This is a genomic window from Neobacillus cucumis, from assembly GCF_023715505.1.
Genome location: NZ_JAMBOH010000007.1, coordinates 182,124 through 204,472, shown reverse-complemented (window position 1 = coordinate 204,472; position 22,349 = coordinate 182,124). Strand labels below are relative to the sequence as shown.

Here is a 22,349-nt window from a genome sequence, read left to right as displayed (position 1 = left end):
AATTAGAGGTTAAAGGGGTTGAGTTACAATCCCTTTTTATTTGCGAACAATTGCAATCAATAATTATCATTCTCCACAATTTCTGCATTTTTTTATGTTAACCTATTTCTATTAAAATAGTGATGTAAGGTGATTTTATGTACAATTTATTAAGCCAAATAAGTGCAGTATTAAGCAAACCATTTTTTAATATGGCAAATAGCTTAGAATCCTGGCCCATTGTCTTTGCATTAATTTTGGGATTAGTAGGAGCACTGGCACCTTGTCAGCTTACCGGAAATATTAGTGCAGTAACTCTTTATGGCAACCGCTCTATACAAAGGAAAATTGCATGGAAGGATGTTACTTATTTTACACTAGGAAAAGTAGTAGCTTTTTCATTATTAGGTGTTTTGGTTTGGATGCTAGGAAGAGGATTTGAACAAAATCTACCTTTATATTTTCCTTGGCTCCGGAAAATAATGGGGCCTTTATTAATCTTTGTTGGTTTTTTTATGTTGGGGGTTATCAAATTAAAGGGATCATTTAATTTATTAAAGCTTTCGAAAGAATACAAGCATGAAAGTCCATTTGCTTCTTTTATGTTAGGACTTAGTTTTTCACTTGCATTCTGTCCAACTATGTTTGTCCTATTTTTTGTGACCTTAATGCCAGTAGTTCTTGCTAGTCCATACGGTTTTATTCTGCCGCCTACTTTTGCTCTGGGAACAGTCATTCCATTATTGGTCGTGATTTTCGTTATTTGGTACCTTGGTGGAAGTGGAGTGATTATGAAAAAGGGAAGAAAGTTGGGTATGGTTGTTCAACGAATTGCTGGTGTCCTGATGCTGCTCTTAGGAATATTTGATACGGTAACTTATTGGTCCTTATAGAGGAAAAAAAGAGATGGATCATCATCACCTATAAAAAAATAAAAGAAGGAGGATATCCTTCTTTTTTAATTAGTTTATAATTTATTTTTAAACAGCCAGTAAGAAAGTGTAATTGATCGAGATAACTATTAGGCCTTTTTTTACTGTTGTAAATTAATTGTAAAGCTTGTTCCATATCCAACTTGGCTTTCAACAGAAATTTCTCCTCCGTGAGCTTCAACTATTTGTTTAACAATAGAAAGGCCCAATCCGAACCCACCGGTAACTCTTGAACGTGATTTTTCCACTCTATATAAACGATCAAAGATATAAGGAAGATCTTCTTGCGGAATGCCTATTCCCTGATCCTTTATTGTAATTTCAATTGTTTCATTCCCCTCATTTACTGTTAAATACGTGGTTGTATTTTCTTTTGAATATTTAAGACTGTTATCTAACAAATTTAATATTACTTGTTCAAAGCGGGAAGGGTCTATATTCAAATCAATGGTTTGGTGACAGACTAGCATTAGTGCTACTCCTTTATTTTTAAAGGCAGGTAAAACCTTTTGATAAATCGATTTTAAAAAAACACATAAATCGACTTTTTCTTTAAAGATTGAAAACGTATTTTGGTCCAATTTTGCCAGATCAAATAATTCTTTAAGTAATTCGCTCACACGTTGAGATTCCTCACGAATAATTTCGAGGTACTTAAATCTATCAGCTTCATCAAGTTCCTTCCTTTTAGCTATTTCAGCATACCCATTAATATAAGTTAAGGGAGTTCGAAGTTCATGAGAAATACTGGCCAAAAATTCATTTCTCTCTTGTTTTAAATAATTTAAGTCATTTGCAAGCGTCTGTATCGATTGGGACAATTCACCAAGCTCATCTTTAGAAGGAGGCGGAAGTGTTACGGAAAAATCCCCTTTACTCAGCTTTTTGGTTGCTTCTTTCATTGAAATAAGAGGCTTGGTTAGTGCTTTGGATAAAAAGAAAACCGTAATTAACATAAAGATAAGGATTAATAATGAGGCCAAAAGAAAATGTTTATTCAACTGCGAGATTAACTTTTGAACCGCATCAGTTTTTCTAAACATATACACGTAACCAGCTTTTTTTCCATCCTTATTATTAAATGCAGTAACGGTTGCAATATATTTTTCGTTTTGCCAATCTGGTTGAAGAATTCTACCATTTCTAGGAAGGCTATTGATCCGTTTATTTAATAAGTTCTCCATGTTTTTATTGATTTTAGTAGAAGAAACCAAAATTTCCCCTTTAGTATTTGTAATTACCACCTCTGTATCTGTCTGTGACTCCATTAAACCAATGTGATGCAGGGTTGCAGAATCTGAATTGATTTCTAATACAGCACGGTGACTATTGCCTCTTGCTTGAAGTGCTTGCAGCTCCTGATGAACTTGTGAGTGTACTAATTTATCATGTAAGAAAATCATAGAAAAGGATTCGATAAAAACGATACTAATAAAAAACCATAAACCTAATTTAATGGATATTTTCATTCCGACCTTCCTTTACCCATTTGTATCCTATACCCCAAACTGTAAAAAGATGGTTTTCTATAGGGAATCCTGCATTCCTCAACTTTTCACGTAAATTCCTAATATGGGAATCAATCGTTCGATCATCTATTTGCGACTGGAACCCCCATATAGATGACAATAAGTGATCACGAGAGTAAACTTTTTGAGGATTTTTTATAAACAAACCAATTAAAGCAAATTCTTTCGGTGTGACCGAAATGACTTGGCCTTTATATTTTAATTCCATAGATTCCTGATTCCATTCTAGGCCATTGAAAACTAGAAAATGCTGATTTTCTGTTGAAGTTCTCGTTCTTCTTAGCAATGCCTGGATTCTGGCTAATAACTCCTCTTCATTAAAAGGTTTTGTCACATAATCGTCAGCCCCAAATTTTAGACCCTTTATGATGTCTGGGGTTTCACTCCTGGCCGTCAGCATAATAATGGGGACATCTGAAAACTCTCTTATTTTTTGGCAGGTTGTCCAACCATCCATTTCAGGCATCATAATATCCAAGATTACCAGGTCAATTTTTTCTTTTTCAAAATAAGTCAGCGCGACTTTTGCGGAGGTAGCTTTAACACATTTATAACCGTGAGGAGCTATATAAAGTCCTAAAAGGTCAAGCATTCGAGTTTCATCATCGACAAGTAAAATTGTTTTCATATCGCCACCACCTTATCAAAGTTTATACCTTAATAATAGAAGAAGATTTTGAAGAAACTTTGCAGATTTAATAGATTTCCAAATTTCTAAACAAATTCCACCAAAAAAATTATAGGTTAATAATATCTGCTAAAGTTAATATTGTAAAAAGTTTGTTTCTAGACAGAATAACTATTTTGACTAATCATAAGAACTTATGAACAAATTGTGAAAGTTGAATACAAAAATAAAAAAATTTCAAAACGCCTATTTACATAGGGTAGGGGGGTATGGTAAATTTAAATCGTAGGAGGGATGGTTATGAATAATCACGATCCTGTTAACCTGAATCATTCTAATGAACACTGTGCTCCTTTAACGTCAGAACGAAAAAGTCATCATTCAGATAAAACGAAGCAAAATCTTGTTTCAAGATTAAATAGAGTTGAGGGACAGATTCGTGGTATTAAAGGTCTTATTGAAAAAGACACCTATTGTGATGATGTTATTACGCAAATTGCAGCCACCCAAGCAGCTTTAAATAGTGTTGCGAAAGTTCTTTTGGAAGGCCATATGAAAAGTTGTGTGCTCGAAAGAATTCAAGAGGGCGACCATGAAGTTGTGGATGAACTGCTAACTACTATACAAAGACTAATAAAAAAATAAATGAGAGGGAGTTTTAAAATGGAAAAGGTAACATTAAATGTTCAAGGAATGTCTTGCGGTCATTGTGTGAAAGCAGTAGAAGGAAGTGTTGGTGCACTAAACGGTGTTAGCTCCGTAAAAGTTGACTTAAAAGCAGCAAAAGTGGATGTTGAGTTTAATACCCAAGAGGTTTCATTAGATAAGATTAAAGAAACCATCGATGATCAAGGATACGACGTGAAATAAATAGTGAAAGAAACGTGCTAGTAATAGCACGTTCTTTTCGCAAAAAAATATACCTCTATAGGGTATAAGGAGTTGGCTTTTATGAGTCAAAATGTAAAAGAAACTAATTTACAAATCTCAGGTATGACCTGTGCAGCCTGTGCGATAAGAATTGAAAAGGGTCTTAATAAATTAGAAGGCGTGGAAGAAGCAAATGTTAATCTTGCTTTAGAGCGATCAAATGTTAAATATAATCCAGAAAAAATAAATATGGAAGAAATTGAAAAAAAGATTAAAGATCTTGGTTATGATGTTGTTAATGAGAAATCGGAGTTTGACATAACCGGTATGACCTGTGCAGCCTGTGCGACTCGAATCGAAAAAGGATTAAATAAGTTAGATGGAATAGTGAAAGCAAATGTGAATTTGGCACTTGAAAAAGCAACGGTAGAGTACAACAGTGCAGTACTCTCATCAGGTGAAATCATTAAAAAGGTGGAAAACCTAGGGTATGGTGCCCATATAAAGGAAGATGTTAAAGAAACAATTGACCATCGCCAAATGGAAATTGAAAAACAAACTGGGAAGTTTATCTTTTCGGCAATCCTTTCATTTCCTCTGTTGTGGGCAATGATGGGGCACTTTTCATTTACCTCTTTTATCTGGGTTCCGAAAATGTTTATGAATCCATGGGTGCAGTTTGCCCTGGCTACTCCGGTTCAGTTTTTTATTGGTAAACAGTTTTATGCTGGAGCTTTTAAGGCATTAAAAAATAAAAGTGCCAATATGGATGTACTCGTAGCTTTAGGTACGTCAGCGGCTTATTTTTACAGTTTCTACTTGTCATTGATGTCAATCGGAAGTATGGTCCATTCAGTAGAACTATACTATGAGACCAGTTCTATCCTCATTACGCTGATTATTCTTGGAAAGCTTTTTGAAGTAAAGGCGAAAGGACGGTCATCAGAAGCAATTAAAAAACTGATGGGTCTTCAAGCAAAGACAGCCATTGTTGAAAGAGATGGTGCAGAACAAGAAATCCCCATTGAAGAAGTAATCGTTGGCGATATTGTTCATATTAAACCTGGTGATAAGATACCGGTCGACGGAAAAATATTGGAAGGTCGCTCCGCTATCGATGAATCAATGCTCACGGGTGAAAGTGTCCCGGTTGATAAGACCATTGATGATGAGGTAATAGGAGCTACTATAAATAAAAACGGATTTTTATTAATTGAGGCAACAAAAGTAGGCAGAGATACGGCTTTAGCCCAAATTATAAAAGTAGTAGAAGAAGCGCAGGGCTCTAAGGCACCGATACAACGTCTTGCGGACAAAATTTCCGGTGTGTTTGTTCCGATTGTTGTTGCCCTAGCTGTAGTAGCTTTTATCGTTTGGTATGTTTGGGTGTCTCCTGGGGATTTTGCGGAAGCACTAGAAAAATTGATAGCAGTTCTAGTTATCGCTTGTCCTTGTGCATTGGGTTTTGCAACGCCAACATCTATCATGGCCGGTTCAGGCCGTGCGGCGGAATATGGCATTCTGTTTAAGGGTGGCGAGCATTTGGAAATGACCCATAAAATTTCATCCGTTGTATTAGATAAAACAGGTACCGTTACAAACGGAACACCAGCTTTAACAGATGTATTCACAGCCCAATCTCAAGTAGAAGATGAATTTTTATCATTAGTTGGATCTGCTGAAAAACCATCAGAACATCCACTTTCACAAGCAATTGTTCAAGGTACTAAAGAAAAAGGGATTCCTCTCAAGGATGTTACGGAATTCGAAGCGATTCCTGGTTTTGGTATAAAGGCAACCGTTGATGGTAATGAACTATTGGTTGGTACTAGAAAATTAATGAGTAAATACAATGTTGCTGTAGAAAATGCTTATGGTCAAATGAATGAATTGGAGAAGGTTGGAAAAACAGCCATGCTGGTTGCGATTAACAACCAATATGCTGGGATGGTAGCTGTAGCGGATACCATTAAAGAAACATCCAAATCAGCTATCAGTCGCTTAAAGGATATGGGAATAGAAGTAATTATGATTACTGGGGATAATAAACAGACAGCTAAAGCTATAGCCTCACAAGTAGGTATAGAAAAGGTTATTGCTGAAGTTCTTCCTGAAGGAAAGGCCGATGAAATAAAGAAATTACAGGCAGAAGGAAAGAAAGTTGCGATGGTTGGGGATGGAATCAATGATGCCCCAGCCCTTGCAGTTGCAGATATCGGAATGGCTATTGGTACTGGTACCGATGTTGCAATGGAAGCAGCTGATATCACCCTCATTCGTGGAGATTTAAATAGTATTGCCGATGCGGTTTTTATGAGTAAAAAGACCATTCGAAATATTAAGCAGAATTTGTTCTGGGCCCTTGCCTATAATACTCTTGGTATTCCTGTTGCTGCTCTTGGATTCCTGGCACCTTGGTTAGCAGGGGCAGCAATGGCATTCAGTTCAGTATCGGTTGTTCTCAATGCATTACGTTTACAAAAAGTAAAATTGTAGAGGTGAGCATTATGTGGAAAAGTGAGCACTTCCAGCTATCGCTTATTTATTAATAGTGATGGTTGGTTAGGGAATAAATGTATCTATAGCCGGATCCGATTCTAATCCTTCTCATCAAGAGCAAATGAATGTAAAAGGACATTAACCATAAAGTGAACTTTCTAATTAGTAAAATTAAAGTAATCGTTAAAGCCGTTATCCTTGTAGGTTACGGTTTTTTTGTTAGCCGATAGTCGAAAGTTTTTTTATTTCAAAGTTTATAAAACAGGCTTTGTCCAAACTGTAAATCTATAGATGTTATTCGCCAATTTACACATTTTCTTCAAGGTTTCTGCTAAATTTCTGCATACTTTTTTCCTATATTAAGAGTATCAGATAAATAGAGGAGAGTTAGACATGAACATGACGCATTACATGGGTTTACTTGCAGACAATCAGCCTTGGAATTTATTGATTTTTATGGCGGTTCCGGTTATTTGTGCCGAGATTTTGGCGATTACAGAAATTGCTATCTTATTCTCAAGAAATTTAGACGGTGCGTTAAAAAAATTAAATAAAGTAACAGGTATTTTTGCGGGGATCTATTTTACAGGTGTTTTCATTTTCTTAATGAAAACGGCCTATATTCCGCTCACTGTAAACGGTGAATGGAAAGGATGGATTGACGTTGTTGCTGTAACTTTTTATCTGCTCGGTATCGTTCCTTTCTTAGGAATGGCATTACTTGATTTAGGGTTAATTTATAGACACAAAACAGAAGAAGAAAAGCTGAAAATCCATGCAGTTTTTGTTAGTATCTTCTTAATTGTAGCGCACATTGCAATGATCTTCGGAATGATTGATCCTTCCCTGGTATCAGGTTCTTCAGCTGGCCATGATATGATGAATATGTAATGTAAAACGAGGATCGTTGGTTTATCCCAGTTTCCTTGGACATCTGATTCATCATGCTACTAATCTATCGAGTAGAAAGAGACTAAGAGCAGCATCTAATACGCGTTGACGATTCTGGCAGCGTCAAGACACTCCTCATTAATAGGATTTACGGTCCGTACGTATACTAATCAATAAGAAAGGCTTACTGCCCGGAACAGTAAGCCTACTAGTGAATGAATATATGAACCTAAGATTTGAGTTTAATTCCTGCAAAAATAAATTTGCCCACTAAATAATGCCCCAAGGACCTCAATCCTACCGGTCATCATAATGGGTTGTGAAATTTCACATTAACCCCAACACCTCCCATTTGACATTTTTAACTGTAAATATTATAGTTACAGTATAGGGAATAGCAATTGAGTTAAGTAGTTTTTTTTAACCAAACTGTAATTTTTTTTATTACAATTTAAGGTTGTGTAAAGATAGGTTCTGTAAAATAACACTATGTTTAATCCAACTCACATTGGGGTAACTACCTAACTGATATTTAATGTATACCAAATTATATGTAAGGAGTGTTTAGCGCATGGTGACTCTTTATTCGACTCCAAGCTGTGGTTCTTGCCGAAAAGCAAAAGCGTGGCTTGAGGAACATCATATTGACTATATCGAAAGAAACATATTATCTAATCCCCTTACAGTCGATGAGATTAAATCGATTCTCCGCTTGACTGAAGAGGGAACTAGCGAAATTATTTCAACTAATTCGAAGACGTTCCAGGAATTAAATGTAAATATCGAATCTCTTCCGCTTAATGATTTTTACCAATTAATCATGGAGAACCCAAAAATGTTACGCCGGCCGATTATCATGGATGAAAAAAGATTACAGGTAGGCTATAACGATGAGGAAATCCGCAGCTTTCTACCCCGTAAGCTTCGCACATTCTTGAGTACCGAATTACAAAGAATGGCCAATTAAAGAGTAAATAATGAAGGAGAAAAAAGAAATGATTGAAGTGTTCGTAACAGTTAATTATAAAGAAAGAAATTATCATACAAATGTTCTTGTAAAAAAAGAACTGCCATGGGAAAAAATTAAAATGATAGCAGTAGAACAAGTTAAAAAACAATGGAATGTTTAAATTTATACTTGCTTGAAGGAGATAGTTTGGCTTAAATATCGAATATTTGACAAGCTAATCTGTAACGTTTAATATTACAGTCGTTACTAAATAGTATTATAAAGCTAAAAATAAATGAAATAATAAGTGATTTGCAGTTTTTATTTCTTAGGAGGGCAGGCCATGAATAGTGATTTTACGCTAGCCATTCATAGTTTAACTTTTCTTGCGCTGCAGCCCGACCGGATGTCGACAAGTGATGCTATTTCAGCGAGTGCCTGTGTACACCCTGTGCGGATTCGTAAAGTGCTAAGTTTGTTAAAAAAACATAGATTTATAAAATCAAAAGAGGGACCTGGCGGCGGATTTTTGTTTGCTCTAGATCTAAATGAAGTTAATCTTTGGGATATTTATAAGATCACCTCTGAAGGAGCTCTGCAGCCGAAGTGTCCAGATTCAAATGAACGGTGTATTGTAGGTGCGAATATGCAAAGAGTCTTATTTTCTATCTTCTTAGGTGCTGAAGAACATTTGGGTGAATATTTAAAGGATTATACACTGAAAGAAATTATCGACCTTGTTAATCAAGAAGAATAAGCGTTGTAGCTGATTTTTGGTCGCAGATTTCTTTTTAGATAAATTGTAATAAAAAAAATTACAGATTAAATCTAACAGGCATAAAAAGACTAAAATATTTAGGAAGGTGAAAAGAATGTTGTTACAAACAGGTGATTGGATTAAGGGAACATTACGGGATGGAGAATTAATCATGGGTTACATTGAATCATTTGATACTTCAGGGATCGTTAAGGTAACTGTTATTACAAGTGACAATAATGAAATCATTGGAAAAAAGGTTTCAATGTTAAGTGAACGAGTGAAGAGACTGCCTGTTTCTAACGTGTCAAACAAGGCGCAAATTCAATTTTTAATCGACTTGGCTTTATCAACTGGGGATGAAGAGTGGTTCATTGAACTTACTTCTAAATTAAATTCAATGAATCAACTGGTGAATCAATTATAAATAGAGTACTTAAAAACTAAATTAGATGAAATCTGAAGGCCAACCAGGCATTTCTGGTTGGCCTTTATATATATGGATTGAACACCGAATTATTACTATAGCTCCCGATTATAAGGCAGTATCTTTCTTAACAATGCGGTTAGTTGGGTGTAACCAGGTCTTTGTCACAATGATGTGCAACAGTATAAGGAAAAATCGGGATGAAAACGTGTACAATGAGAGCGTTATTTGTTTTACAATCAATAGTAAGGAAGGGAAGTGAGTAGGGTGCAGCTCGATGAAAGATCACTCATATTACTAAAAGAAATCATGATCATGCCTGGTGTGAAGATTTCAGACCTGCAAAAGAAATGTAACATCTCCCGATACCAAGTAAATTACAGTCTCGGAAAAATTGATGATTGGCTGAAAAGTAACCGAATGCCTAACTTACAAAAAGGACGTCAAGCTGGCATTTTCGTTGACGAGGCCGTTCGAGAGACCTTTCCTGAATTAGTAAAGGAAACATCTAAACCAAATGACTATGTGATATCTGATATAGAAAGAAGAAAGTTAATTGTCTTAATGCTTTTAATCCGAGAGGAACCACTATCCTTGTTTCATTTATCCTCTGCCTTAAAAGTGAGCAGAAACACGGTATTAAACGATTTAAAAGGAGTCGCTTCCATTGTAGAGGAGTCAAGGCTGAGTGTAACTTACACCCGGAAAGCTGGCTATTTTATTGAAGGTAACGAATTAGAAAAGCGGCAAATCATAATCAAGCTTGTACATCAAATGCTCCAAACACCAAATGGCAAGCTTTGGTTTGTTGAGATATTAGGATTATCCGAGGACGAAATCCAAACGTTGCGAGGGCGGCTTGAAAAAATTGAACAGCGGCTAAAAATCCGTTTTACAGATGAGAAGCTGGAGGAACTTCCATATACTCTAGCCCTCATAATTCGCCGAATCAGGCAGCAAAAGATGGTTGAAACCTACTACCAGGATTTACTGAATACAGAGGAATACAAGGCAGTTGATGAACTACTAGTTAATCATAATGAGTTCGATGAAAAAGAGTTATTATTTATAACCCTGCAACTTTTAACATCGAGTGTATCTTCAGTCGAAAATCACGAATCAGCCGGAGGATACGGGCTTATTGATGCGATAGTGAAAATGGTTAATAATTTTGAAAAATTAGCCTGTGTTATTTTCCATGATAGAGATGACCTAGTCAATCGATTATATTTACATTTAAAACCCGCTCTTTACCGGATTAAATATCAATTAACGGTTGAAAACCTACTTCTTGAATCTGTCTTAGAGGAGCACGGGGAGTTGCATCATCTCGTAATGAAAACGCTAAGTCCGCTTGAAGAGGTATTTGGATTTGGGATTCCTGAGAACGAATCGGCCTACATTACCATGTTGCTCGGATCATGGCTTCTCCGCCAGGGAGACGAGATTTCGACTAGAAAGATGGCCATTGTTGTATGCCCCAATGGTATCTCAGTATCAAAGCTGTTATATGAATCCTTAAGAGGTTTGTTTCCGGAAATGTTATTCCTGGATCATATTTCCCTTCGTGACTTTGAGGACTATAAGCTAGACTATGACCTTGTTTTCTCAACTACCTTTATAAAGACTGATAAAAAATTATTTTTAGTAAAGCCGTTGCTTTCAAATGATGAAAAATATCGTTTAAAAGTTAGAGTCTATCAAGAGCTAAATGGCTATAACCCGCTTAATATCAACATAGATGATCTTATCAACTTAATTGAACAAAATACAATTATCCAGGATAAATCTACTTTGAAAAGACATCTCAAGGACTTCTTTTTAGAAAAACAATCCAATGTGATGATTCCTGAGCAAGGAGATTTTAAGCCCTCGTTAAGTGAGGTAATCCCGGAGAATCATATTTTACTAGGGAAGAAGGCAACCAGCTGGCAAGAGGCTGTTCGCATGGCTTCAGCACCATTGATAGAGTCCAAGGCAATTACACCTGCATACGTGGATGCGATGATTAATATGATTCAAAAAAATGAGCCATACATTGTTATTGCACCAAAGGTGGCCATTCCTCATGCTGCACCTGAAGATGGAGTGAACCGAATTTCGATGAGTTTATTAAGGTTGGAGGAAGAGGTGGATTTAGAGGGATACCCGGTTCGGATCTTTATCATCATTGCCGCAGTGGATCGAAAAAACCATCTCAAAGCGCTCATGCAATTAAATGATCTCTTAGCAGAAGAAGCTAATATTCAACAAATAACAGAGGCTGAATGCAAACGTGATATACTCTCCGTTATTGAAGAGTATTCAAAGTGAAAATAGTTTTAATTGAAAGGGGGGATGCTTGTAAGAGCATCTACATTTACAGCACCTTACATGTCAGTTGAATTCAGTTTATTATTTTGGGGTGAGAAGAGTTATGGAATTATTTTCGCAGCTATTTGACCAAGATTTAATCTTGACTAATTTACAATGTACATCCAAGTATGAGTTTTTTGATGACATTTCTCTTTTTCTTAATGAAAAAGGGTATGTGACCGCTAACTTTAAAGAAGCGTTGATCAGCCGAGAGGAGAAATATCCTACTGGGCTCAGAACAGAACCATATCATGTTGCCATCCCACATACGGATCCGGAGAATATCATTAAACCTTTTATTGCGATGATTCGGCCGGAGCAGAAAATTGAATTCTTTGAAATGGGGACAGATGATCAAACTGTTCAAGCTCAATTAATTTTTGTTTTAGGTTTGAAGAAAGGGGGATCGCAGGTAGCACTTTTACAAAAATTAATCGATATGTTTATGAACAAAGACGTCATGGATCAACTGCTGATTGAAACAGAGAAAACGCAGATATTATCCATTCTGGAAACTAGCGTGGCATAAAAAAGGGTAAGAAATAATCTTACCAAAATAGAGAAAAAATATAAAAATTCAATTCTATCATATTAAAAGATTTACTTTTTTACAACTGTTTTTAAAGAAAGTGTTCACATCCTTGTAACGGGGACGGGATATTAGATGATTTATACGGTTACGCTAAATACGGCTATTGATCGAATCGTGCATATTAAGGGTGAACTCACTCGAAAGCATAATAATAAAATGAATGATATCTCTTATGATATTGGCGGGAAGGCCACACATGTATCTGTGGTTCTATCAAGCCTTTCCATCAATAATATTGCGACAGGGTTCGTCGGGGCTTCTAATAAAAGTGTCCTCATTAATCAATTGGAGAAAAAGGACGTCACTTGTGAGTTTATTGAGCAGGAAGGCAGCTCTACAAGGGAAAGTCTTATATTAATTGATGAGTCTGGCAAAGGGAGCTACATGATTACCGACAAGGGTTTTACCATTAAGGATGAATCGTTTGAAAAGTTAATTTATAAATTGCAAACCTCTGTAAAAAAGAATGATATTGTCGTTTTTGCCGGTAGTCCGCCGGCGGGTATTGATGTTGAAAAGTATAAGATTATTCTTGAAACGGTTCAAACACAAAAGGGAAAAATAATAGTAGATGCGGCAGGTGATTATTTAAAGGCAGCCGTTGAACTAAAGCCTACGATGATTAAGCCGAATGAGTTCGAATTTCAGGAGCTGGTCGGAAAGAAATTAACCACTTTGGATAGTTATGCTTTGGAAATTCAAAAACTGTTAAATTCCGGTATTGAATATGTTGTTATTTCGTTGGGCCAAAAAGGTAGTTTAGTAGGCCATCAGAAAACCATTTATCGAGTTACACCGCCAGAGGTGAAAGAGGTTAATGATACAGGCTGTGGTGATGTGTTTGTTGGCGGCGTGACAGCTAAATTAAGCCAGAATAGTAAGCTTGATGAAATCTTCAGATTTGCGACTGCATTGGGTGCTTCGAAGGCTACTAAGCAAAGTAGTTCGGATTTTTCCTTAGAACAGGCGGCAGAACTAGAAAAAGAAGTTAAAATTGAAATCATCGGGAGTGATAAATATGTTGTACTATGAAGAGCGTAAGGACCTATGTGAAGTAACGAAAATGATGTTTGACCGTTTTAACACGAATGCGGCTGGCGGAAATATTAGTGTTAAAGTGAGTGATAAGCATTTTATTATGACCCCAACTCTTATGTCACAGGCGAAGTTTTGTCGATTAACTCCTGAAGATATTCTTGTCATTGATAGGGAAGGAAACGTTTATGAAGGAAACGGAAAAGTGACGCGCGAGTTCAACATGCACTGTGCTGTATTTGATACTATTCCTGAAGCGGGAGCCGTTGTTCATGCTCACCCGAAGGAATCAATGGTGTTTGCCTCACTGGGATTAGATCTCCCTCATTTGACAGAAGCCACTCGTAAATTAGGTGAAATTAAGACTTTAAAATTTGCACCAGCAACAAGTGTGGAACTAGCTGAGACTGTAAGATCCTATATGGAAACACGCAAGGATACACTGCCAGTAGCTACTTTGTTACGTGAACACGGAATTTTAGTGGTCGATACAACTTTGCGTAAAGCCTATGATATGTTAGAGCGTATTGAATATAACGCTTATGTCAACATTCATGCCAAACTATTTCAAGCACTTGGCATTTACAATCCTAATTCTGTGGAAAAAGAATTTGCGTACAATTTGGAAGAATAGGAGAAATGTTGAATGCCTGAAAGTATCTTTAGAGTAACGGATGCGGCGGGGATCCATGCCCGCCCCGCAACAGTATTAGTTCATACTTCCAGCCAGTTCAAGTCTGCCTTCCAGATTCACTATAATGATAGGTCCGCAAACTTAAAATCGATTTTAGGTGTTTTGGCCCTCGCAATTCGAAAAAATGCTGAGCGAGCACTAGCTTCACTGCAAGATGTAATTGAAAAAGAGGGTATTGCTATCGGCGGCACCTTTTTCTCTGATTCTATTTGATTAGAAAAATGTAATTAGCATTCGTTAGTATTTGTGGCGGATGCTAAATTTTCTTTTATTAGCGAGAGAGATCCTTAAATGACTGGATTATTTGCCGAAATGCTCAATGGGTTTTTGTTCTAAATTCATCACAAGTTTGCGCAATCACTCGCTTAAAATTTGGGATGAAATCGTTTTCAAAAAATCAAAAATATCAGTTATGATTAAGATACGGAACAAGTTTAATATTTACAATGATTGAAAACTTTGGGAGGTAAATACTAGGCAGGAATAGGATGGGAATATCTAATGAAGGGAGAGACAAAACTATTGTCAGCTGAAACTTTGTTACTAATGAAGGATGAAAGAGAGACAATCGTCCAATATGGAAAGAAACTGATTACCAGTGGATTAACAACTGGAACGGGTGGGAATCTAAGTATTTTTAATAAAGAAAGAGGGTTACTTGCGATCAAGCCGAGCGGCATTGAATACTTAGAAATGCTTCCAGAGGATGTCGTTATTATGGATTTAGACGGAAATGTGATAGACGGGTCATTAAAGCCTTCTAGTGAATATGAGATGCATGCGATTGTCTATCGAAACCGTGATGATGTTTCCGCGATGATTCATACCCATGCCTTATATGCGACAACCATTTCCTGCTTGAGATGGAATTTACCCGCAGTCGATTATCTTGTTGCCCATGCGGGGGGAAAAGATATTAAATGTGCGGAGTATGCTACTTACGGAACGACGGAACTGGCTGAAAATGCATTAAAAGCAATGGAAGGCAGAAAAGCAGTTCTTCTAGCAAATCATGGAATTAATGTAGTCGGTAAAACATTAGATGAAGCCTTTGCGATTACAGAGCAGCTGGAATTCTGTGCTCGGTTATATTGGCAGGCAAAGTCGATTGGGGAACCAGTGATTCTAGATGATGAGGAAATGGAAATGATGGTCGATCGTTTTAAAGGCTATGGTCAAGTAAAAAAGTCGAATCTATAATTAGTATTGTGAGTTTTCTGAAAAAATTACTATAACTTATTTAATATTGGGGAGGAATTTATAATGAAACGAGTTATTGTTGCGTGTGGTTCAGGTGTTGCTACATCCCAAACGGTTGCTTCTAAGGTGCAAAGATTGTTAAAAGAAAAGAATGTTCCAGCCCAAGTCGATGCGGTTGATATTAAATCTCTTGACATGTATGTAAAAAATGCCTCTGTATATATTGCGATTACGAAGCCTGAAAAAGAATACGCGATCCCAGTCTGTAATGGTATTGCCTTCTTAACGGGTGTTGGTATGGATAAGGAATTACAAAAAGTAATTGATGCTCTTCGATAAACTAAGAATAGAATAGGAGGGTTATAAATGAATATTATTCAATCTATCTTCCAATATATACTAGATATGGGTGCGCCAGTTTTTGTTCCGATCATTATGATTATTGTCGGCCTTATCGTGAAAATGAAATTCAGAGATGCATTTTCATCAGGTATTACGTTAGGCGTTGCCTTCGTAGGAATGAGCTTAATTATCGGCTTTATGATGGGTTCTATTGGACCTGCAGCCCAGCAATTTGTTAAAAATACAGGCATTGAGTTAAATGCCATTGACGGCGGTTGGACAGCATTAGCTGCGCTGGCATGGGCATGGCCCCTTGCCTTCTTAATGTTTCCTTTGCAAATCGGCATCAATATAGTCATGTTAGCCACTAAACAGACGAATACGTTAAACGTAGATTTATGGAATGTATGGGGAAAAATTTTAACGGCGGTTATCGTATCAGCCATTTCCGGCAGCGTTGTATTAGCCTTTGTTGTGGCAGCCCTACAAATGGTGCTGGAGCTTAAAATAAGTGATGTTAACCAAAAGCAAATTCAAAAATTAACCCAAATCCCAGGTGTAACTACTACACACAGTATGAACTTATTTGGTGTTCTTTTATATCCACTTAATAAGTTACTTGATTTCATTCCGGGAATGAATAAACAAATTGATGCTAACTGGTTAAAACAAAGGCTTGGCATTTTTGCTGAGAACCATATCATGGGCTTCATTATTGCAGTATTAATTGGTGTTTTTGCTCAGATGGGAGTAGCAAAATCCTTAACTCTAGGTGTGCAAGGGGCAGCGGCTCTAACCCTTTTTCCAATGGTATCGAAGCTATTCATGCAAGCGTTGTCACCTATTTCTGATGCAACCTCAGAATTTATGCAAAAACGCTTCAAAGATCGTGAGTTCTACATTGGTCTTGACTGGCCGATTATGGCTGGATGTAATGAAATTTGGGTAACTACGATTCTATTAATCCCAGTTATGTTAGGTTTAGCAGTTCTATTACCAGGCAACAACGTATTACCATTCGCCGGCATTATCAATCTTTCTGTGGCTGTACCAGCGATGATTGTTACCGGTGGAAACCTGCTCCGCATGGTGATCTTAGGGGCTGTCACTACACCAGTTTTCTTATATCTATCCACAAGTTTCGCACCAATCGTAACGAACTTAGCGAAAACTACAAAATCAGTAGATGTTCCTAGTGGCCAATTGATTACGTGGAGCACGATTGAGTATCCTGACTTCCGTTACCTGTTTGCCCATGCAGCAAACGGCGAAATCATCGGTATTGCTGGTGCGATTGTCTGGCTCGGTTTGTTCGTTTGGTACTATAAAGGGATGAAAGTTCGAAACAAAAAAATTGATCAAGAAAATGAAAAACTTGGGAATATCGCCTAATCAAAACGGCAATCCTCCCAAGCAAAGGTAAATCATCATATATTTTAAAACCAATGGGCTCTAACTTTGGCGAGGCAGAGCCCATATTAATTATACCTAAATACCAAGTTTAATGCAATTACGTTACTACTGTTCTAATGTTGTTTATTAAGAAAAAAGGAGGCAGAGAAAATGAATAAATGGTTATGGTACTCCTTTGTTGTTGTGGCAGTGGTTTTGTTGATTTTAAGTATGCTTACAGGAAGGATTGGTTTGTCTATAACTACTCTGGCACTAGCATTACTGTTAAAGCGTTTTTATCACACTATTCCACTGCCTGACTATTTGACAAAAAATAAAGTTTATTCTAGTGTGAGCGGAAAAACATATAATTTTTCAGATGATAAGAAGATCTAGGGGTTGGCCGAGTAGGGGCCATCCCCTTTTTCTTTTTATACCAACCCCCTTTTTGATTATTGATTTAAGCAATAGTGGAAAAAAATCACTGATATTTTAGTGAGTTATTTGTGGTCTTTACTTAAAAAATCCTAATTGTCCCTATCCTGCGAAAACTTTTAGCTATGCCTGCTGGTAGTGTAGAGAAGTAAAAGCACTACATAGAACAGGGTTTGACTTAACAAGGACCCGTTAGTAATAGTGGTGATGGTTTTACTAAATTTTCTAAAAATAATATTGAAAACCCTTTCAAAAGTTGCTATCATAAGGTAGAACATGGTAAATGATTTAGTGATATTTTATGGAAGATAAGTAAAATTATTAGTGGAGAGGTTTAAGATGGCGACAATAAAAGATATAGCAAATATGACAAATGTATCTCCCACAACTGTTTCAAGAGTGTTGAATAATGATCAGACCATATCGGTTTTAGAGGAGACCCGACAACGCATATTACAATCTGCAAAGGAACTCGGTTATAAAACCATCCTCGAACGACAAGCCGAAAAACATTTGGAAGCTGCTAAAAAAACACCCCATGTTGGGATATTACTATGCCAAACATTAGAAGAAGAAATGAGTGATCCTTACTTCTTATCGATTCGTCAAGGAGTAGAAGAAGAACTATTAAAGCAAGGAATTACGTCAAGCAGTATGTTTCGGCTGCATGAAACAGGCTCTAATCAACTAATCCATAATTTTGATGGGTTGATTGTAATTGGCAGAATTAGTGAAACAGCATTAAAAAAAGTTAGTGATCATATTCAAAACGTTGTGTATATTAACCATTCTCCAGATGATACCCTTTATGACTCAGTGGTAATCGATTTTGTTAAATCAACAGAAATAGCAGTGAAACATTTATTGAACGTGGGTTACAACCGGATTGGGTACATTGGCGGAGAAGAAAAGGAACACGTGAATAGCGGGAAAGTTAGGATTGAGGATGAACGTCTTACAACCTTCGAGAAGCTGATGAAGAGAGAAGGATTATACAATCCAAGTTGGACATTTATCGGAGAGTATCAAATGGCCCATGGTTACGAATTAATGAAGAAGGCGCTTAAACTGGGAGAATTTCCGGAAGCATTCTTTATCGCGAGTGATCCAATGGCGATTGGTGCATTAAAAGCATTACAGGAAGCTAAGCTGTCCGTTCCAAATGATGTCGCCATTGTAAGCTTTGATGATATCGAAATTGCTCAGTTTACAAGTACACCGCTAACTACTATAAAAGTCCATACAAAAGAAATGGGTCAAACAGGAGTAAAACTATTAATGGATCGATTGAATGGAAGAACACTCCCATTAAAAGTGATATTGCCTTCTGAATTGGTAATTAGACAAAGCTGCGGTGCTGTAAGATAGGCTGTCTGCATGCTTAAATATCTTTTTAAAGGGGGTGATGCGATAGAAAAACAATCGAAATATCCTGAAAAATGGTTCTATGAAACAAATGAAAGAAAGATAGGAAGAGGCTTATTCATCCGTAATCTACTTTAGAGTTTTATAGATTTTGATTTGTGACGGCCAATCACATATTACGCAGATGAATAAACCCCAGACTCCCTCCAGAAAAAGGAGTATCTATATTATATAGTGCCTCCTTCCTATGCTCAAGTGAACTTGTCTAGTAATTATTGTTATTTTGAAAGTAGTTTTTGATAACAAATCGGCAATAAATCCATCACATTTGGAAATCCAGGGGGTATTTATATGAGGAAAGTATTAAAAGTTTTAGCTATTGCTGCTTCTCTTACCACCATCATTGCAGGCTGCTCTAGTAAAAGTTCTTCATCAAGTGAAGGCGGCAAAGTAACATTATCACTATATTCAACTGTAACAAATGAAGCTGACCAGAAAACACTCACAAATGTCATCCAAAAATTTGAGAAGGAAAATCCTAAGATAGATATTAAATATAATTATCCTGCTGATGGTTATGAAGGTATGTTGCGTGTAAAAATGGCGGCCAATGATATGCCGGATTTATTTGATACCCACGGCTGGGCCCAAAAGCGCTACGGAAATTATGTTGAAGATTTAAGCGATATGGATTGGGTAAAGAACCTTGATCCTGCCTTAGATCCCATCCTGAAAGATGACAAAGGGAAAGTCTATGCCTATCCATTAAATCAGGCGAAAGACGGAATTACATATAATAAATCACTACTAGAGAAGTATGGAGTTCAACCACCAACCACTTTTGATGAATTCATGACTGCACTAGAAACGATTAAAAAGAAAAGTAAAGGCGAAGTCACTCCATTGTGGTTCGCTGGTTCGGATAAATCGTCATTTGGTCAATACTTTGACCAGTTTTTGACACCATTATTCGTTACAAAATCGAATCCTGATTCCGAGAAACAATTATTAGAAGGAAATATTAATTGGTCCGACTACACCTTCCTCCCTGAAAAACTAAAGGAAATGAAGGATAAAGGCTTATTGAACGAAGATGTATTAACCGCTCAAAATCAACAAATGACAGAACTAATGGCTCAAAATAAAATTGGGTTTATTATCGGCGGCGGGATGTTAGGACCATCTGTAGAAGAGTTAAATCCTGAAGTGAAATTAGGGGTTATCCCAATGCCTGTCATTCATAAAGGCGACGATCCGGTTTGGATCGGCGGAGAACGCCATACACTTGCAGTATGGAAGGATTCAAAACACAAGAAAGAAGCTAAAAAGTTTCTCGAGTATATTTCACAGCCGGAAATCGTAAAAGAAATTGCAGAAGGTACATCCTTACCAGCAGGTTTGACAAATACAGATGCCAAAAACTATTACTCTGACGACTATGAAACATTTAAAAATGTTCAAGTCCAGCCATATTTTGACCGCATTTATTTACCAAGCGGTATGTGGGATGTTCTTGGTGCGACTGGACAAGAATTATTATCCGGTAAAATGTCACCGAAAGAAGTATCGAAAAAAGTGGGCGAGGAATTCATGCGTCTAAAGGATCAGAAAAAGTAGAAGAACTTGGTATGAGATTTAGGGGCAGACAAGCAGGCTGCCTCTTTATCCTCCAACTGTAAAAGATCTTTTATAGGAGCTGAATACTGATGATTGAAGTGGAAACTCAAAAATCTGCACCCACGAAGACTAAGGAAAAGATAGTTAAACTAAAAGTTCATAAAGAATCCTCCCTATGGTGGATGTATCTTCCGGCACTTGCCGTCATATGCTTTTTCATTGTTTATCCATTCCTTATGGGGATAAAAATATCATTTACCAACTGGGATGGTTTTTCTCAAACCTATGATTATGTTGGATTTAATCAGTATACGAGGTTGCTAAAAGACCCAGATACCTGGCTTGTTGTCGGGAATACATTAATTTTCGGTATTGGCAGTACAATTTTTCAAAATATTTTAGGGCTGCTTTATGCTTTATTACTGAACCAGAGTATTAAAGCGCGGGCAATCACACGGACGATTGTGTACCTGCCGGTCATCATTAGTCCTTTAATTATGGGTTATATCTGGTATTTCTTCTTTGCTTATCAAGGAGGCGCACTAAACGATCTATTGCAATTTATCGGCCTAGATAAAATAAATGCATTAGCCGACCCGAATATGAATAAGTGGATCATCGTTTTTGTTAATACTTATCAATTTGTCGGAGTAGCAATGATTATTTATTTGGCAGGTCTGCAGAGTATTTCAAAGGAATATTACGAAGCTGCTCAAATTGATGGTGCTTCAAGCTTCCAGCAGTTTAAAAATATTACATTACCACTATTAATGCCTTCGATCACAATCAATATGGTTTTAAATATTATTGGCGGGTTGAAATTATTTGATGTGATTATTTCGCTAACTGGAGGCGGACCGGGGAATGCCTCGCAATCCATGTCTACCTTTATGTATGACTTATATTTTAATAGGCAGGATGCAGGCTATGCAGCAACGGAGGGTGTTTTAATGGCAATCATCATCCTCATCATCAGCTTGGCCACATTGATTTTCTTTAAACGCAAGGAGGTCGAGGCATAATGAATTACCTGAATAAACGAAATAAGACTGTTTTAACACTGATTGCTCTTGCCATTACCTTATTTCACTTAATACCCTTTTATATACTAATTACAACCGCGTTTAAAGCAAGAGGGGATTTCAGCTCAAAGTGGGTTTTTCCTAAACAATGGTCATTTACCAACTTTTCCGAAGCATGGGAAATGGCGAACTTAGGAAATGCGTTTATCAATACAGTCATTATTACTTTTTTTTCCGCGCTCTTGCTGATTGTATTTGGATCTTTAGCTGCTTACCCGCTTGCCAGACGGCAAACGAAACTAAATAAATATATGTATATGATTTTTATCTCTGTGATGGTCATCCCGCCATTAACCGCTTTAGTTCCTTTATATAATTTGGTCGTGGACATGGGGCTGATGAATACCCATCTTATCGCCATTTTGAATAACGTCGCTTCTTTTATGCCATTAACGATTTTCTTATATGCAGGTTTTATCCGTTCTACCATTCCAAAAGAATTGGAGGAAGCGGCTAAAATAGATGGGGCCAGTACAATCGGAACCTTCTTTAAAGTGGTGTTTCCATTGTTAAAACCGGTAACAGCCTCTATTTTAATTATTTCTTGCGTTTATATTTGGAATGACTATCAATTTGCGATTTTCTTCCTGCAGGCGGATGAAGTGAAAACCATAACAGTAGCACTGTCAGGATTCTTTGGATCGAATACAAACAACCTGAACCTGGTAGCAGCAGCCGCAATTTTAGCTGTACTGCCAATGGCTGTTCTCTTCTTATTCTTACAAAAACACTTTATTCAAGGTTTATCTGCCGGTTCAGTGAAAGGTTAATAGTTTGGA

At 36.9% G+C, this 22,349-nt stretch carries 24 protein-coding genes; 22 read left to right on the top strand and 2 right to left on the bottom strand.

Going from position 1 to position 22,349, the window contains the following annotated elements; genetic code table 11:
- The first annotated feature begins 137 nt into the window (after positions 1-137).
- Positions 138-872: an urease accessory protein UreH domain-containing protein gene (locus M3226_RS12970; protein ID WP_251565962.1), complete on the top strand. Its 735-nt coding sequence runs from the start codon at positions 138-140 to the stop codon at positions 870-872.
- 140 nt (positions 873-1,012) lie between these two features.
- Here M3226_RS12970 and M3226_RS12965 read toward each other — a convergent pair whose 3' ends face one another.
- Both M3226_RS12965 and M3226_RS12960 read right to left on the bottom strand, forming a co-directional pair.
- A complete protein-coding gene (locus M3226_RS12965; protein ID WP_251565960.1) occupies positions 1,013-2,380 on the bottom strand; it encodes a sensor histidine kinase in 1,368 nt (455 codons plus the stop codon).
- A complete protein-coding gene (locus M3226_RS12960) occupies positions 2,364-3,068 on the bottom strand; it encodes a response regulator transcription factor (RefSeq protein ID WP_251565958.1) in 705 nt (234 codons plus the stop codon). The genes M3226_RS12965 and M3226_RS12960 overlap by 17 nt, the downstream gene beginning before the upstream one ends.
- A 300-nt stretch (positions 3,069-3,368) precedes the next feature.
- On the opposite strand from M3226_RS12960, the gene M3226_RS12955 reads away from it, so the two are divergent.
- The 21 genes from M3226_RS12955 (at position 3,369) to M3226_RS12855 (ending at position 22,340) form a co-directional block, all read left to right on the top strand.
- Positions 3,369-3,713 carry a metal-sensitive transcriptional regulator gene (locus tag M3226_RS12955; RefSeq protein ID WP_251565956.1) on the top strand — a complete coding sequence of 115 codons (345 nt, stop codon included), beginning with the start codon at positions 3,369-3,371 and terminating at the stop codon, positions 3,711-3,713.
- 18 nt (positions 3,714-3,731) lie between these two features.
- A complete protein-coding gene (gene copZ, locus M3226_RS12950; protein WP_098527091.1) occupies positions 3,732-3,938 on the top strand; it encodes a copper chaperone CopZ in 207 nt (68 codons plus the stop codon).
- Between the two features lie 81 nt (positions 3,939-4,019).
- Positions 4,020-6,434: a heavy metal translocating P-type ATPase gene (locus M3226_RS12945; RefSeq protein WP_251565954.1), complete on the top strand. Its 2,415-nt coding sequence runs from the start codon at positions 4,020-4,022 to the stop codon at positions 6,432-6,434.
- Between the two features lie 396 nt (positions 6,435-6,830).
- On the top strand, positions 6,831-7,328 hold the full coding sequence (locus M3226_RS12940) for a DUF6803 family protein (RefSeq protein WP_251565952.1): 498 nt from the start codon (positions 6,831-6,833) through the stop codon (positions 7,326-7,328).
- Positions 7,329-7,899: 571 nt separating this feature from the next.
- Positions 7,900-8,295: a transcriptional regulator SpxA gene (spxA, locus tag M3226_RS12935; RefSeq protein WP_251565950.1), complete on the top strand. Its 396-nt coding sequence runs from the start codon at positions 7,900-7,902 to the stop codon at positions 8,293-8,295.
- Between the two features lie 28 nt (positions 8,296-8,323).
- Positions 8,324-8,458: a BA3454 family stress response protein gene (locus M3226_RS12930; protein WP_251566092.1), complete on the top strand. Its 135-nt coding sequence runs from the start codon at positions 8,324-8,326 to the stop codon at positions 8,456-8,458.
- A 162-nt stretch (positions 8,459-8,620) separates the two neighbouring features.
- Positions 8,621-9,034 carry an RrF2 family transcriptional regulator gene (locus M3226_RS12925; RefSeq protein WP_251565948.1) on the top strand — a complete coding sequence of 138 codons (414 nt, stop codon included), beginning with the start codon at positions 8,621-8,623 and terminating at the stop codon, positions 9,032-9,034.
- Between the two features lie 115 nt (positions 9,035-9,149).
- Positions 9,150-9,461, top strand: a complete 312-nt coding sequence (locus M3226_RS12920; protein WP_251565946.1) for an IDEAL domain-containing protein — start codon at positions 9,150-9,152, stop codon at positions 9,459-9,461.
- A 267-nt stretch (positions 9,462-9,728) separates the two neighbouring features.
- A complete protein-coding gene (locus M3226_RS12915) occupies positions 9,729-11,774 on the top strand; it encodes a BglG family transcription antiterminator (protein WP_251565944.1) in 2,046 nt (681 codons plus the stop codon).
- 103 nt (positions 11,775-11,877) lie between these two features.
- Positions 11,878-12,345: a PTS sugar transporter subunit IIA gene (locus M3226_RS12910; protein ID WP_251565942.1), complete on the top strand. Its 468-nt coding sequence runs from the start codon at positions 11,878-11,880 to the stop codon at positions 12,343-12,345.
- A 135-nt stretch (positions 12,346-12,480) separates the two neighbouring features.
- On the top strand, positions 12,481-13,440 hold the full coding sequence (locus M3226_RS12905) for a 1-phosphofructokinase family hexose kinase (RefSeq protein WP_251565941.1): 960 nt from the start codon (positions 12,481-12,483) through the stop codon (positions 13,438-13,440).
- On the top strand, positions 13,427-14,077 hold the full coding sequence (locus tag M3226_RS12900; RefSeq protein WP_251565939.1) for a class II aldolase/adducin family protein: 651 nt from the start codon (positions 13,427-13,429) through the stop codon (positions 14,075-14,077). Before M3226_RS12905 ends, M3226_RS12900 begins: the two co-directional genes overlap by 14 nt.
- Before the next feature lie 12 nt (positions 14,078-14,089).
- Positions 14,090-14,350, top strand: coding sequence for an HPr family phosphocarrier protein (locus M3226_RS12895; protein ID WP_251565937.1), 261 nt, complete (start codon positions 14,090-14,092; stop codon positions 14,348-14,350).
- A gap of 288 nt (positions 14,351-14,638) precedes the next feature.
- On the top strand, positions 14,639-15,337 hold the full coding sequence (locus M3226_RS12890; RefSeq protein WP_251565935.1) for an L-fuculose-phosphate aldolase: 699 nt from the start codon (positions 14,639-14,641) through the stop codon (positions 15,335-15,337).
- A gap of 63 nt (positions 15,338-15,400) precedes the next feature.
- Positions 15,401-15,676, top strand: a complete 276-nt coding sequence (locus M3226_RS12885; protein ID WP_251565934.1) for a PTS sugar transporter subunit IIB — start codon at positions 15,401-15,403, stop codon at positions 15,674-15,676.
- Positions 15,677-15,703: 27 nt separating this feature from the next.
- On the top strand, positions 15,704-17,071 hold the full coding sequence (locus M3226_RS12880; protein ID WP_251565933.1) for a PTS galactitol transporter subunit IIC: 1,368 nt from the start codon (positions 15,704-15,706) through the stop codon (positions 17,069-17,071).
- A 171-nt stretch (positions 17,072-17,242) separates the two neighbouring features.
- Complete coding sequence (locus tag M3226_RS12875; protein ID WP_251565931.1) at positions 17,243-17,467, top strand: hypothetical protein; 225 nt, start codon at positions 17,243-17,245, stop codon at positions 17,465-17,467.
- Positions 17,468-17,845: 378 nt separating this feature from the next.
- A complete protein-coding gene (locus M3226_RS12870; RefSeq protein ID WP_251565929.1) occupies positions 17,846-18,874 on the top strand; it encodes a LacI family DNA-binding transcriptional regulator in 1,029 nt (342 codons plus the stop codon).
- 348 nt (positions 18,875-19,222) lie between these two features.
- A complete protein-coding gene (locus M3226_RS12865; RefSeq protein ID WP_251565926.1) occupies positions 19,223-20,488 on the top strand; it encodes an ABC transporter substrate-binding protein in 1,266 nt (421 codons plus the stop codon).
- A gap of 89 nt (positions 20,489-20,577) precedes the next feature.
- Positions 20,578-21,510 carry a carbohydrate ABC transporter permease gene (locus M3226_RS12860; protein ID WP_251565924.1) on the top strand — a complete coding sequence of 311 codons (933 nt, stop codon included), beginning with the start codon at positions 20,578-20,580 and terminating at the stop codon, positions 21,508-21,510.
- Complete coding sequence (locus M3226_RS12855; protein WP_251565922.1) at positions 21,510-22,340, top strand: carbohydrate ABC transporter permease; 831 nt, start codon at positions 21,510-21,512, stop codon at positions 22,338-22,340. Before M3226_RS12860 ends, M3226_RS12855 begins: the two co-directional genes overlap by 1 nt.
- Positions 22,341-22,349 lie beyond the last annotated feature (9 nt).